The 13,379-nt window shown below is 72.8% G+C and carries 13 protein-coding genes and 1 pseudogene; 7 read left to right on the top strand and 7 right to left on the bottom strand.

The features are described 5' to 3' along the window. Nucleotides 1–161 precede the first annotated feature (161 nt). The 6 genes from htpX (at nucleotide 162) to JWR86_RS11050 (ending at nucleotide 7,063) form a co-directional block, all read left to right on the top strand. Nucleotides 162–1,079 carry a zinc metalloprotease HtpX gene (gene htpX, locus JWR86_RS11025; RefSeq protein ID WP_366914580.1) on the top strand — a complete coding sequence of 306 codons (918 nt, stop codon included), beginning with the start codon at nucleotides 162–164 and terminating at the stop codon, nucleotides 1,077–1,079. Then, entirely contained in the window at nucleotides 1,076–2,446 is a 1,371-nt protein-coding gene (locus JWR86_RS11030; RefSeq protein ID WP_299565019.1) for an RsmB/NOP family class I SAM-dependent RNA methyltransferase, read from the top strand. Before htpX ends, JWR86_RS11030 begins: the two co-directional genes overlap by 4 nt. 82 nt (nucleotides 2,447–2,528) lie before the next feature. Continuing rightward, nucleotides 2,529–4,256, top strand: a complete 1,728-nt coding sequence (locus tag JWR86_RS11035; protein WP_299565022.1) for a heparinase II/III family protein — start codon at nucleotides 2,529–2,531, stop codon at nucleotides 4,254–4,256. Nucleotides 4,257–4,316: 60 nt separating this feature from the next. Continuing rightward, nucleotides 4,317–5,909 (top strand): bifunctional phosphoribosylaminoimidazolecarboxamide formyltransferase/IMP cyclohydrolase, encoded by a 1,593-nt coding sequence (purH, locus tag JWR86_RS11040; RefSeq protein WP_299565025.1) that lies wholly within the window; start codon nucleotides 4,317–4,319, stop codon nucleotides 5,907–5,909. Between the two features lie 93 nt (nucleotides 5,910–6,002). After that, the gene (locus JWR86_RS11045; RefSeq protein ID WP_299565028.1) at nucleotides 6,003–6,656 is read left to right on the top strand and encodes a hypothetical protein; all 654 of its coding nucleotides are present in this window, start codon (nucleotides 6,003–6,005) and stop codon (nucleotides 6,654–6,656) included. An 86-nt stretch (nucleotides 6,657–6,742) separates the two neighbouring features. Then, nucleotides 6,743–7,063: a heavy metal-binding domain-containing protein gene (locus tag JWR86_RS11050; RefSeq protein ID WP_299565030.1), complete on the top strand. Its 321-nt coding sequence runs from the start codon at nucleotides 6,743–6,745 to the stop codon at nucleotides 7,061–7,063. Here the strand turns inward: JWR86_RS11050 and JWR86_RS11055 are convergent. Genes JWR86_RS11055 through JWR86_RS11065 form a run of 3 tightly spaced genes read right to left on the bottom strand, consistent with a single transcriptional unit; the run spans nucleotide 7,050 to nucleotide 9,088 of the window. Continuing rightward, nucleotides 7,050–8,438: an MFS transporter gene (locus JWR86_RS11055; protein ID WP_299565051.1), complete on the bottom strand. Its 1,389-nt coding sequence runs from the start codon at nucleotides 8,436–8,438 to the stop codon at nucleotides 7,050–7,052. The two genes, JWR86_RS11050 and JWR86_RS11055, sit on opposite strands and share 14 nt — an antisense overlap. Continuing rightward, nucleotides 8,435–8,851 (bottom strand): hypothetical protein, encoded by a 417-nt coding sequence (locus JWR86_RS11060; protein WP_299565032.1) that lies wholly within the window; start codon nucleotides 8,849–8,851, stop codon nucleotides 8,435–8,437. Before JWR86_RS11060 ends, JWR86_RS11055 begins: the two co-directional genes overlap by 4 nt. Before the next feature lie 57 nt (nucleotides 8,852–8,908). Beyond that, complete coding sequence (locus tag JWR86_RS11065; protein WP_299565034.1) at nucleotides 8,909–9,088, bottom strand: hypothetical protein; 180 nt, start codon at nucleotides 9,086–9,088, stop codon at nucleotides 8,909–8,911. Nucleotides 9,089–9,229: 141 nt separating this feature from the next. Between JWR86_RS11065 and JWR86_RS11070 the strand changes: the two genes are divergently transcribed. Next, nucleotides 9,230–9,514, top strand: coding sequence for a hypothetical protein (locus JWR86_RS11070; protein WP_299565037.1), 285 nt, complete (start codon nucleotides 9,230–9,232; stop codon nucleotides 9,512–9,514). 89 nt (nucleotides 9,515–9,603) lie between these two features. On the opposite strand, the pseudogene cysA reads toward JWR86_RS11070, so the two are convergent. The 4 genes and pseudogenes from cysA to JWR86_RS11090 all read right to left on the bottom strand — a co-directional run. After that, nucleotides 9,604–10,566 (bottom strand): annotated as a pseudogene (gene cysA, locus JWR86_RS11075) (sulfate ABC transporter ATP-binding protein); the annotation flags it as partial. 8 nt (nucleotides 10,567–10,574) lie between these two features. Further along, the gene (gene cysW / locus JWR86_RS11080; RefSeq protein ID WP_299565043.1) at nucleotides 10,575–11,462 is read right to left on the bottom strand and encodes a sulfate ABC transporter permease subunit CysW; all 888 of its coding nucleotides are present in this window, start codon (nucleotides 11,460–11,462) and stop codon (nucleotides 10,575–10,577) included. Then, entirely contained in the window at nucleotides 11,455–12,306 is an 852-nt protein-coding gene (gene cysT, locus JWR86_RS11085; protein WP_299565046.1) for a sulfate ABC transporter permease subunit CysT, read from the bottom strand. Before cysT ends, cysW begins: the two co-directional genes overlap by 8 nt. A gap of 4 nt (nucleotides 12,307–12,310) precedes the next feature. Continuing rightward, a complete protein-coding gene (locus tag JWR86_RS11090) occupies nucleotides 12,311–13,312 on the bottom strand; it encodes a sulfate ABC transporter substrate-binding protein (protein WP_299565049.1) in 1,002 nt (333 codons plus the stop codon). Nucleotides 13,313–13,379 lie beyond the last annotated feature (67 nt).

The raw sequence follows: 13,379 nt of genomic DNA on the forward strand, positions 1-13,379 counted from the left end.
GCCGCGGCGTCCCGCTCGGCCCGCCGGGCCGCAGCCTCGTCGAGCGCCCGGCGGGCCGCCGGCGTCAGCTCGCGATCGTCGCGGCTCCCCTCTTCGGGAGCGGGCGGCGTTCCTACATGAGACGCAACGGGATCCTTCATTCAGGTGAGCTGGAGCGCGCGATGAACTTCGTCAAGACTGGCATGCTCCTGGCCGCCTTGACGGCCCTGTTCGGAGCGGTCGGCTACGCGCTGGGCGGCGGCACCGGCATGGTCGTGGCGCTCGGCATCGCGGCGGCGACCAACCTCTTCGCCTATTGGAATTCCGACCGCCTGGCGCTGTCCGCCCACGGCGCGCAGGAGGTCGACGACCGCACGGCGCCCGAGCTGGTCGCCATGGTGAGGGCGCTGGCCGCCCGGGCGGGACTGCCCATGCCGCGCGTCTATGTGATGGAAACCGAGCAGCCGAACGCCTTTGCGACGGGCCGCAATCCGCAAAACTCCGCCGTGGCCGTGTCGGCCGGGCTGCTCCGGCTGCTGGACCGCGAGGAGATTGCGGGTGTAGTGGCCCATGAGCTCGCCCATATTCGCAACCGTGACACGCTGCTGATGACCGTATCGGCCACCATCGCCGGGGCGGTCTCCACCGCCGCCCAGTTCGGATTTTTGTTCGGCGGCCGCAGTGACGGCCGCTCGCACCCGCTGCTCGGCCTCGCGACGGCGCTGCTGGCGCCAGTCGCGGCCGCCATCATCCAGTTCGCGATCAGCCGCTCGCGGGAATACGTCGCCGACCGCGACGGAGCGCTGATCGCCGGCAGCCCGCACGGGCTCGCCTCCGCGCTCGCCAGCATGGAGCGGGCAGCCACCGGCATCGTCAACGTGCCGGCCGAGCAGCACCCCGCCACGGCCCCGCTGTTCATCGTCAACCCGCTCCGGGGTGGTGCCATCGACAGCCTGTTCTCGACACACCCGGCCACCGCCAACCGGATCGCCGCGCTGCAGCAGCTCGCGGCCGAGATGGCCGGCGGCGCAGCCTGGCGACCCGCCGGAGCCGCGCCGCCCCACGGAAGCCTGCCGCGCTCGGGTCCGTGGTCCCGATGAAGGCGCGTCGGCCCCGGCCCCACCCCACTGCGACCCCTCCGGCCGGTCCGGCCGGCCTCGCCGCCCGGCGGGAAGCCGCCAAGCTGGTGGCCGCCATCCTGACGCGCCACGCCACGCTGGACGACGTCGCGGCCACGGCCTTGCGGGGCGACGACCACGCCCTGAGCCGGGCCATCGCGGTCACGACCTTTCGGCGCCTGGGCACCATCCGGACGGCGCTGGAAGCGCGGCTCGCCAAGGGCCTGCCGACCGATGCCGACCTCGCCTCCGTGCTGGCCACCGGCGCGGCCCAGATCCTGTTTCTCGACGTGCCAGACCACGCCGCCGTCGACCTCTCGGTCAGGCTCGTCCAGGGCCATCCCCGGACGCAGCACCTCTCCGGGCTCGTCAACGCGGTGCTGCGACGCGTGGCCCGGGAGCGCGACGAGATCCTGGCCGCGGCGCCGCCGCTGGTCGACGTGCCGGGCTGGCTCGCGGAGCGCTGGGAGGCGAGCTACGGGCCGGATCGGCTGCTGGCCATCGCGGCCGCGCACCGGGCTGGCGCGGCCCTCGATCTGACCTGCCGCGAGAACCCGGCCGAATGGGCCGAGCACGTGGGCGGACGCGTGCTGCCGAGCGGCAGCGTCCGGGTGGCTGACCGCCGCCCGGTGCACGAGCTGCCCGGCTTCCGGGACGGCGCCTGGTGGGTCCAGGACGCGGCCGCGGCTCTGCCCGCCCGCCTCATCGCGGCCCAGCCCGGCGAGCGCGTGCTCGACCTCTGCGCGGCTCCCGGCGGCAAGACCGCCCAGCTGGCCGCGGCCGGGGCCCGCGTCACGGCGCTGGACCGCTCGGCGCCGCGGCTCGAGCGGGTGCGGGACAACCTGATCCGGCTTCGCCTCGCGGCCGAGATCGTCTGCGCGGATGCGCTCGCCTACCGGGCCGAGCCGTTCGACGCGGTGCTGCTCGATGCGCCCTGCACGGCGACCGGAACCGCCCGGCGCCATCCGGACGTGCTGTGGAGCAAGTCGCCCACCGACCTGCGGGGGCTGACGGAGCTGCAGCGCCGCCTCCTCGATCATGCCGCCGAACTGGTGCGGCCGGGCGGGCGGCTCGTCTACTGCGTGTGCTCGCTCGAGCCCGAGGAGGGCGAGCGGCAGGTCCAGAGCTTTCTTGCCCGGCATCCCGCCTGGGAGCGGCAACCCTGGACCGCGGCCGACCTCGGCATCGACGAGGCTTTCGTGACCTCCGACGGCGACCTCAGGACGGCGCCGGATCTGTGGCCGGCCGATCCGGCGAGCCCCGAACAGCGCGGCGGGCTGGACGGCTTCTTCGCCGCGCTGCTGCGGCGGCGCAAGGACAAGGCTGGCGCCGCGCCGCGCCAAGGCTAAGAATGGGTTAAGGCCGCTGAGTCAGATAGAGGAAGCGTGGGGGGGCGTCTTCCGTCCTGGCGCGGGATGGCGAGGAGGGAGAGTGGCGAGCGCGCCCGATCGCTGGCCCGTGTTGCGGGCAGCCGTCCGTCAAGCGGCTCTGGAGCTCGCCGCCTTCGGACGGCGGCTCCTGCGCCTGCCCGGTCGCGTGCGCATGCCTGTCCGCATCCTGTTCGCGCCCCGCGACCTGCGCGTGGCCGATCCCGGGGCCGCACAGGACATGGCCGCCGGAATTTACGTGTTCGGCGACCGCACCATGCGGATCGGCGCCACCTCGCCCTTCGCGGTCCAGCCGCCTTCCGCCGAATGGGCGGAGGAGCTCTACGGCTTCGGCTGGCTGCGCCATCTGCGGCTTTCCGAGACGGGCGAGGCGCAGGACCTCGCCCGCCGCCTGGTCGGCGAGGCGCTTGGGCCGCTCCGGCGCAACCTGGACCGTTTCCCGGCCCGCGAGCCCCGGGTCGCAGCGCGCCGCGTCGCGTCGCTCCTGGCCCATTCGCCGCTGCTCCTGTCGGGGGCCAGCCCGGCGCTCTACCGCCGCTACCTGATGGCGCTCGGCCGCGACGCGGCCCGGCTCGACCGCAGCATGCGGGACGCGCCGGTGCCGGCCGACCGGCTCTCGGCCGCCATCGGCCTGTGCCTGGCCAGCCTCTGCTGTGAGGGGCTCGAGCGCAGGCTGTCGCGCGTGACCCGGGTTCTGTCGGCCGAGCTCGACGCGCAGGTTCTGGCCGACGGAGGGCATGTGGGCCGCAATCCCGGCACCTGTCTCGACCTGCTGCAGGACCTTCTCCCGCTCCGGCTCCTGTTCGCCACCCGGTCGGTGCCGATTCCGGCTGCCCTGGACCGGGCCATCGACCGGCTCTCGCCGATGCTGCGCTTCTTTCGGCACGGCTCCGGTGACCTCGCGCTCTTCAATGGCATGGGCCGGACCCCCCTCGCCGATCTCGCCGTCCTGCTCTCGCTCGACCGGGAGCGCGGCGCTCCGGCCCTGCATGCAGCCTGGTCCGGCTACGACCGGATGGAGGCCGGCGGCACAGTGGTGCTGGCCGAAACCGGGGCGGCGCCTCCGCTCGCCGCCTCGGCGGGCGCCCATGCGGGCTGTCTGTCCTTCGAGCTGTCGCGCGGGGAGAGCCGCCTCGTGGTGAATTGCGGCGCGCCTCCGGGCCGCGGCCCGGCGCGCGACGCGGCCCGCCTCACAGCGGCCCATTCCACCCTGGTGATGGGCGGCGAACCCTCCGGCCGGGCCCTGCCCGTCGGCGGCCCGGCCGGGCTGGGCTGGGCCGAGCGGTTCCTGTGGGGCCGGCTCGGCCCCGTCCTGGTCACCGGTCCACGCGCGGTCGGCGCCGAACGCGGCATCACGGTCGATGGCGACGTCATCCTGTCGGCGCATCACGACGGCTACCTGCGGGGCTTCGGGGCCACGCACGAGCGCCGCCTGCGCCTTTCAGCCGACGGCCGGGAACTTGCCGGCGCCGACACTCTCCGCCTGTCCCAGGACGGAACCGCAGCCTCTGCGCTGCTCCGGTTCCACCTGCATCCCTCGGCAACCGTGGTCGCGGAGCCGGAGGGGGAGATCCGGATCCAGGGTTCGGCCGGGGACGTCTGGCTGTTTGACGCTCAGGGCGCGGCCGGAGCGCCGCGGCTCGAAGGGAGCGTCTTCTTCGCCGTCAGCGAGGGCCGCCGCGCCACCCGCCAGATCGTGCTCGACCTGCCCACGGCCGGGCCGGGGGACCGGCTCACCCTGCGCTGGCGCTTCCGGCTGCTGGCCGGCTAAGCGCCGCGTTCCGCCGCGCGCCGACCCGTGCTAAGCGGCGGCGCTCACCGGAACAGGTCCATGCCCCACGACACGCGCCGCATCGCGCGCGCGCTCCTCTCCGTGTCCGACAAGACCGGACTCGTGCCCTTCGCCGAAGCGCTGGCGCGCCGCGGCGTCACCCTCGTCTCGACCGGCGGCACCGCGGCGGCGCTCGCCGCCGCCGGCCTCGCCGTGGAGGACGTGGCTGACGTGACCGGCTTCCCCGAGATGATGGACGGCCGGGTCAAGACCCTGCATCCGGCCGTGCATGGCGGCCTGCTGGCCATCCGGGGCAACCCTGCCCACGAGGCGGCCATGATGGCGCACGGCATCGGCGGCATCGACCTGCTGGTGGTCAATCTCTACCCGTTCGAACAGACGGTTGCGGCCGGTCGCGCGTTCGACGATTGCGTCGAGAACATCGACGTCGGCGGCCCGGCCATGATCCGGGGCGCGGCCAAGAACCACAACGACGTCGCCGTGGTGGTCGACCCGGCCGATTACGGCCGCCTGCTGGCCGAACTTGAGAGCCATGACGGGGCCCTCACGGCGACGCTCCGGCGCGAGCTCGCCCAGAAGGCTTTCAGCCGCACGGCGTCCTACGATGCCGCCATCTCGAACTGGCTGGCCGGCGAGCTCAAGCTCGCGGCGCCCTCCGTGGCCGCACTCGGCGGCACGCTGGTCGAGAGCATGCGGTACGGCGAAAACCCGCACCAGGCCGGCGCTTACTACCGGCTTCCGGAGCGGCGCCCGGGCGTGGCCACCGCCCGGCAGGTCCAGGGCAAGCAGCTCTCCTACAACAACGTCAACGACACCGACGCCGCCTTTGAATGCGTGGCCGAATTCGACCCCGCCCGGACGGCCGCGGTGGCGATCATCAAGCACGCCAATCCGTGCGGCGTGGCGGAGGCCGGGACCCTGCTCGACGCCTATGAGCGCGCGCTGCGCTGTGATCCCGTCTCGGCCTTCGGCGGCATCGTGGCGCTGAACCGGCGGCTCGACGCCGAGGCGGCGCGCCGCATCGTCGAGATCTTCACCGAGGTGATCATTGCGCCCGAGGCCGATCCCGAGGCGATCGAGATCGTCGGCCGCAAGAAGAACCTGCGGCTCCTGCTGACGGGTGGGCTTCCCGACCCGCGCGCCGCCGGGAAGACGGTCCGGACCGTGGCCGGCGGCTTTCTGCAGCAGGACCGGGACAACGCCGTGGTGGACGACATGGAGCTCCGCGTCGTGACCCGCCGGGCTCCGAGCGACCAGGAGCTGGCGGACCTGCGCTTCGCGTTCCGGGTGGCCAAGCACGTCAAGTCCAACGCCATCGTGTACGCCCGGGACGGCGCCACGGTCGGCATCGGGGCCGGGCAGATGAGCCGGGTCGATTCCTCCCGCATCGCGGCCTGGAAGGCCGACGAGGCGGCCCGGGCGGCCGGCCTCGCCCAGAGCCTGGCGCGCGGCGCGGTCGTGGCCTCCGACGCCTTCTTCCCCTTCGCGGACGGGCTTCTGGCGGCCGCGGAAGCGGGCGCGACGGCCGTGATCCAGCCCGGAGGCTCGATGCGCGACGACGAGGTGATCCGGGCCGCCGACGAGCGCGGCCTCGCCATGGTGTTCACCGGTCACCGCCACTTCCGGCACTGAGCGGGCGGCCGGCACCGCTCCGGTGCCGGCGGTTGAAGGCGGCCGGACATTCGGCTTAGCTGGCCGCCTCAGCGATCCCGGCGGGAGACGGCCATGCGCCGGGCGACACGGTTTCTCGGCGGCCTGCTCCTGGCCTGCGCCGCTTTGCCGAGCGCGGCCAGCGCTCGGGACCTCCCGGTGCAGGGCGGCGCCGGGGGCACGCCGTTCCGGACGGTCTGCCCGGCCGGCAGCTACCTGACGGGCCTGCTCCTCCGGGCCGGCTCGCTGATCGAATCCGTGCAGCCCCTGTGCGCCTCGCAGGCGCCCGAGAGCCGCGACGGTGCCGCGGGCCACAGTTTCGGCCGTGCAAGCCCGGCCGGCGTGCCGCATGGCGGCAAGGGGGGCGTCCCGACGGGCCAGACCTGCCCAGCGGACCGGTTCGTGGCCGGGATCAGGATCGGCTTCACCCGGGCCGAGAACCGGCCGGAATACCTGGACTATGTCGAGCTGAGATGCCGGCAGGTGGACGCCGCGGACCCGGCCCAGGACACGGCCGTCTGCACGCACACCGGCAACGGCTGCTGGACCCGGCACCCGAGCCCGGGGCCGTTCGACGGCAGCACGCTCGCCTTCCAGTCGCAATGCGGGCCCGAGGAGGCGGTGACGGGCCTGGCGGGCCGCTCCGGCCTGTTCGTGGACGCGCTCGGGCTCGTCTGTGATCGCCGGCCGAGGCTCACGCGTTCGCCGGCCCGCCCCGACCGCCGCTGAGCCGCAGCCCGGCCGTGGAACGCGCCGGGAGCCCGCGACAGTGCCGGCTCGCGTTCCCATATGCGGGCGGCAACGGAGACACCGCCATGCTCGTCACCACCACGCCCAGCGTCGAAGGCCACCGCATCACCGCCTATCACGGCGTCGTGTCGGGGGAGGCGATCCTGGGCGCCAACTTCTTCCGGGACTGGTTCGCATCCATCCGGGACATCGTCGGGGGCCGTTCCGGCGCCTACGAGAAGGTGCTCGGCCGGGCCCGCGACACGGCGCTGCGGGAGATGCAGGAGGAGGCCCAGCGCCTCGGCGGCAACGCCGTGGTCGGGGTCGACATCGATTACGGCGCGATCGGCGCGACCGAGAGCATGATGATGGTGACGGCGACCGGAACCGCGGTCACGCTCGCCTGAGCGTCGAGGCCAAGGCGAGGCCGGCCGTGAAGAAGGCGATCAGCACCGCGGGCGCCGCCGCCTGACTTCCACTCACCTGCGTGGCCAAGGCCACCAGGAGCGGTGCGAGAAAGGACGTGAGCTTGCCGGACAGGGCGAGGAGGCCGAAATAGCGGCCGGCCTCCTCGGCCGGAACCAGCCGGGCCAGATAGGCCCGGGACGAGGCCTGAAGCGGGCCGGCCACGGCCCCGATCACCAGACCGAGGCCCACGAAAAGCTGTTCGGGCGCGCTCCCGTAAATCCCGTCTCCCGGCCGCGCCGGCGCAGCCTCGATGGCGAACAGCACATGGGACGGGCCGAGCGACAGGACGCCGAGGCAGACCAGGATCAGCGCCGCAAGGGCGCCCAGGATCACCGTCCGGGCCCCCAGCCGGTCGTCGAGCCGCCCTCCCGCGAGCGCACCCAGGGTGCCGGCCACGGTGAGCAGGATGCCGAACAGGCCGAGTTCAGCCGCTCCCCAGCCGAACACGCCCGCCCCATAGATGCCGCCAAAGGCGAACAGCGCCACGAGGGCGTCCTGGTAGATCATGTTGGCCAGGAGGAAGCGGAGCAGATTCGGTCGCGCCCGCGCCTCCCCGAGCGTGGAGCGCAGTCGCAGCAGCCCCTCCCGGGCCGCCTCGCGCCAGCGCAGGCCGGTGGAGGGGGCGTCGGGCGTGAACAGAAACAGAGGCCACAGAAACAGGAGCAGCCACACGGCCGCGACGGGCCCGGCGGCCCGGTCGCCTTCGCGCTGGGCCGGATCGAGGCCGAACAGCGGCTCGAGCCCGAGATAGGTGCGGCCGCTGGCCGGATCGGCGACCAAGAAGCCGAGCACCAGCACGAGCGAGACGAGCCCGCCCGCATAGCCCACCGCCCAGCCCGTGCCGGAGAGCCGGCCCAGCGCCTCCGGCCCCACCAGCCGGCTCATCATGGCGTTGTTGAACACGGCTGCGGTTTCGGCCGCGACCGTGGCCAGCGCGAACAGCCCGAGCGCCAGAGGCACGGCCAGCGCCGCGCCGGGGGCGGCAAACCAGAGCAGCCCGGTGGCGACGGCCAGCACGGCGCAGGAGGCGGCGATCCAGGGTTTTCGGGCGCCCGAGGCGTCGGCGACGCTGCCGAGAAGCGGCGACAGGGCGGCCAGGCACAGGCCCGCCGCCGCGGTCGCATAGCCCCAGAGCGCTTGGCCGCGGACGGGGTCGGGCGCCAGCACGGCCGCGAAATAGGGCGCGAAGACGAAGGTCGTCACCAGCGTGAAAAAGGGCTGGCTGGCCCAGTCGAACAGAAGCCAGCCCCAGATGGCGGGCCGGCCGGGTCCCGACCGGGTGCCGCGGACGCGCCGGCGCGCCGGCCCGCTCAGGGAAAGCCCGGCCCGGAGGCCCGGATGGTCAGGCGGGAGCCGTCATCCAGCAGCACCTCCCCGCGCAGGAGCCGGCCGTCGGCGATCACGGCCGTACCGAGACCACTGCGGCCATCGGTGCAGGACACTTCGAGCGGCACGGTGTCGCCGCCGAGCGGGCCCGTGAACGTCCCCCGGCAGCGCTGGGAATCGGTCGTGAGCTCGCCCGTATAGCCGCCGCTGGTATTGGCCCGCCCCGTGATCGCGCCGATGCCCTTGCCTTCGATCACCACTGGAACGGCCGTCGAGCAGCCCGCCAGGGCGAGCAGCAATGCCGGCGCGAGCCAGCGCGCGGCTGCGGGCCGCCGCAAAGTCGGAACCGCTCGGATCTGGTGTTCCACGCCCATGTCGGCCGAAACCTCGCCGGCCGGCATATAAGATGCTGTCCAGCCGCCAACCAGACGGCCCGGGTGGGAATCACGCGGCCCGGATCAGATGCGGTCCGGCGCGGCGCGTCCGCAATCCTGGGCGCCCTCCGGGGATGCCGGGACGGGTCGCGTCACGTCCGGGCGCCCGGGCCGATGGATGAGGCCGATGACCTCCTCCATCTCCTCCATGATGCGGGCGATGATGTCCTTGGCGTCGAGCTCGGGGCGGATCGTCGTGTCCATGCCGCGGCCTCTCTCCGGTGCTGCCAAGCACATCAGACGGCCGGGTGCTTAAAGTTCGGTGAAAACCTGTGACATTTCACAGCGGGCTGATCTTGAGGGGTCGTTAACGACTTGGCCGTCCCAAGTCGGTAGCCTCGGGCGATGAAGATTCGGGTCCCCGCAGCCGCTCTTGCCGTCACGGCCCTCGCCGCCGTGGCCGGTGCGACACCCGCCTGGGCCAGCGAGCCCGGGGCGGCGCCGGTCCGGACCGAGTTCGATTCGGCCTTTCCGCGGTGGCGCGGTGCGGCCTCCAGCCCGCCCGGGTTGCGGCCGGCGCGGCGCGTCACTGGCGGGCCGGGCTATGTCGGCTCGGAATGGGGCCTCGGCAAGCCGAGCTATTACGGCATCGGCACCCGGCCGGATTGGGGCCGCGACTCCACCGATTGAGCCGCGTCGGCGCGGGCAGGAAACACGCGGCCGGCCCGAACGCGCAGGTGGACGATGTCGCCCCGCGCCATCGCCGCCTCGCCCTCGCGGAGGTCGATCTCCACCAGGTGGCCGCCCGGGCCCGCGAGCTTCACCTCGGCGCGCCGCCCGCCCGCCGCCCGCCTGATCATCAGCACCTGCCCCGGCCAGCCGTCCTGCGGGGCGCAGAAGGCAAGATCGTCCGGGCGCAGGAACAGCGTAGCTGGTCCGGGCGCGCAGCCCTGGGGCGGCACCGCCATCCGGGCCTCCCGAAACCAGACCTCGCCGGCCCGCACCTCAACGGGCAGCTGCGTGCTCTCGCCCACGAATCCCATGACGAAGGCCGAGATGGGCGCATCATGCACCTCGTCGGGGGTGCCGACCTGCTCCACGCGACCGCCGTTCAGGATCGCCACCCGGTCGGCGAGTTCAAGAGCCTCGTCCTGGTCGTGCGTGACGAAGACGGTGGTCTGGCCCGTGGCGTCGTGGATCTCGCGCAGCGATCGGCGCAGGTCTTTGCGGACGCGGGCATCGAGGGCCCCGAAGGGCTCGTCGAGCAACAGCACCTTGGGCTCGACCGCCAGGGCGCGGGCCAGCGCCACGCGCTGCCGCTGGCCGCCGGAGAGCTGCGACGGAAAGCGGTGGCCGTAGCCAGCGAGCTGGACGAGGTCGAGCAGGTCCCGCACGCGGCGGGCGATCTCGGCCGGGGGCGGGCGGCGGCTCCGGCCGCGTGCCCTGAGCCCGAAGGCGACGTTGTCGGACACCGTCAGGTGCCGGAACAGGGCATAGTGCTGGAACACGAAGCCCACGCCCCGCCGCCGCACCGGGATGGGGGTCGCGTCCACGTCGCCGAAGCGGATCTCGCCGGCGTCGGGCTGCTCCAGGCCCGCAATCACGCGCAGAAGCGTGGTCTTGCCCGAGCCCGACGGCCCGAGCAGGGCCATCAGCTCGCCCGACCGCACCTCGAGGTCCACATCCCGGAGAGCGGCGGCGCGGCCGAATTCCTTGGTGATGCCGAGGGCCCGGATGTCCATGGCGGGGCTCAGTGGGCCGGTCCGGACGCGATCGCGCCGGCAAACCGCCATTCCAGAAAGGACTTGATGGCCAGCGTGACCAGGGCCAGCGAAGCCAGGAGCGACGCCATCGCGAAGGCGCCCACGAGGTTGTACTCGTTGTACATGATCTCGACATGCAGCGGCATGGTGTTGGTCAGACCCCTGATGTGGCCCGACACCACCGCGACGGCGCCGAATTCGCCCATCGCCCGGGCGTTGCAGAGCAACACGCCGTAGAGCAGCGCCCATTTGATGTTCGGCAGGGTGACGGTCAGGAAGGTGCGCAGGCCCGACGCCCCGAGCGTCAGGGCGGCCTCCTCGTCCGCGTTCCCCTGGTCCTGCATCAAGGGAATGAGCTCGCGGGCGATGAACGGGAAGGTCACGAACACGGTCGCGAGCACGATCCCGGGCAGCGCGAAGATGATCTCGATCCCGGCCCCGCCGAGCCAGGGACCGAGCCAGCCCTGAGAGCCGAACAGCAGCACGAAGACCAGGCCCGCCACGACGGGCGAGACCGAGAAGGGCAGGTCGATCAGGGTGATCAGCAGGCTCTTTCCGGGAAAGTCGAACTTGGCGACCGCCCAGGCGGCCGCGATGCCGAAGACGAGGTTCAGGGGCACGGCGATCGCCGCGACCGTGACCGTGAGCGCGATGGCGGCGCGCGCGTCCGGATCGGCGAAGGCGGCCCGGTACACGGCGAGCCCGCCCCGAAACGCCTCGGCAAAGACCACGGCGAGCGGCAGGATCAGGAACACGGAGAGAAACAGCAGCGCGACGCCGATCAGGAGGCGGCGCATCCAGGGCGGCTCCGCCGTGACCGCTGTGGCCCGCTGTGGGGCGGGCGCCCGCCGCGGGGCCGTCTCTCGCTCAGACATGGCCGAACCTCCGGCGCGACCAGCTCTCGAGCAGGTTGATGGCGAGAAGGGCCGAAAACGAGATCAGCAGCATCAGGGTCGCGACCGCGGTCGCGCCCGCATAGTCGAACTCCTCGAGCTTGATGACGATCAGAAGCGGCGCGATCTCGGACACGAAGGGCAGGTTGCCGGCCACGAAGATCACCGAACCATACTCCCCGACCGCGCGGGCGAAAGCGAGGACAAAGCCGGTCAGGACCCCCGGCAGGAGCGGAGGCAGGATGACCCGGAGCACGGTCCGGCTGCGGGTGGCGCCGAGGGTCGCGGCCGCCTCCTCCAGCTCGCGGTCGATCTCCCCGATCAGCGGCTGCACGGTCCGGACCGCGAAGGGCAGCGCCACAAAGACCAGCGCCACGAAGATGCCGAGCGGCGTGAACGCGACTTTGATGCCCCACGGCGCCAGCACCCCGCCCGCCCAGCCGTTCGGCGCGTAGAGGGTCGCCAGCGCGATGCCGGCCACGGCGGTCGGCAGCGCGAAGGGCAGGTCCACGGCCGCATCGACCAGCCGGCGGCCGGGAAAGCGGTAGCGGGTCAGAACCCAGGCAATGAGCAGCCCGAACAGCGAAGCGACCACGGCCGCCGCGAAAGCGACGCCGAAGGAGGTGCGCAGGGCCGCCAGGATGCGGGGGTCGCCGGCGATGGCGGCGAAGCCGGCCCAGCCCAGCCCCGCCGTTTTGAACACCAGCGCGGAGAGCGGCAGCAGCACCACCAGGCCGAGATAGGCCAGGGTGTAGCCGAGCGCGATGCCGAAGCCCGGGATCGCGCTCGGGGCCCGGACGCGCAGGCGTCTCACCGCTGGCGCCATGGTGTCAGCGCCCAGTCCGGGCGAAGCTGTCGAACACGCCCCCCGGACCGAAATGCTTGGCCTGAGCCTCGGTCCAGCTGCCGAACACGTCCTCGAGGCGGAACAGGTCCAGCTTCGGCAGCCGCTCGAGCTCGGCCCTGGAGGTCTCGTCAGGCCGGGACGGCCGGTAGTGGTGGCGGGCGATGATGCGCTGCGCCTCCGGCCCGTACAGAAAGGCCAGATACGCCTCGGCGGCCTTGCGGGTCCCCTTCTGGTCGACATTGCGGTCCACCAGCGCCACAGGCGGTTCGGCCACGATCGAGCGGGACGGCGCGACGAGGTCGAACTGGTCGTGGCCGAATTCCGCCGAGATCAGGAAGGCTTCGTTTTCCCACGTGATGAGTACGTCGCCGAGGCCTCGGCGGGCGAAGGTGACGCTGGCGCCGCGCGCGCCCGTGTCCATCACGGGAGCGTTGCGGTAGATCGCGGCCACGAAGTCCCGCGCCTTGTCCTCGCTGTTCCACCGGCCGAGCGCGTAGCCCCAGGCCGCCAGGTAGTTCCAGCGCGCCCCGCCGCTCGTCTTCGGGTTCGGCGTGATCACCTGGATGCCGGGCCTGGCGAGATCCTCCCAGTCGGTGATTGCCTTCGGATTGCCCTTGCGGACAAGGAACACGACTGTCGAGCTGTAGGGCACCGAATTGTTGGGCAGCCGCGACTGCCAGGTTTCGGGCAGCTTCCCGGCCCGGGCGATGGCGTCGATGTCGGGGGCGAGAGCCAGCGTCACCACATCGGCCGCGAGACCGTCGATGACGCTGCGGGCCTGGGCGCCCGAGCCGCCATGCGAGGCCCGGATGGTCAGGGTTTCGCCGCTCTGCGCCTGCCAGCTCTTGGCGAAGGCGGCGTTGATGTCGCGGTACAGCTCCCGGGTCGGATCGTAGGAGACGTTCAGGAGCTGCGTCTGGGCGGCCGCCGGCCACGACGCGGACAGCAGCAGCGCGAGGGCGTGGGCGGAACGACGGTCCAACACGGTCGAGCCTCCTGTGGGGGGGCGGCGTCTCTGGGGCGCCGTCAGCCCGAACCTGTCTCGGGCCTCA

The sequence above is a fragment of the Enterovirga sp. genome (genome assembly GCF_028290205.1).
Classification (GTDB): domain Bacteria; phylum Pseudomonadota; class Alphaproteobacteria; order Rhizobiales; family Beijerinckiaceae; genus Enterovirga.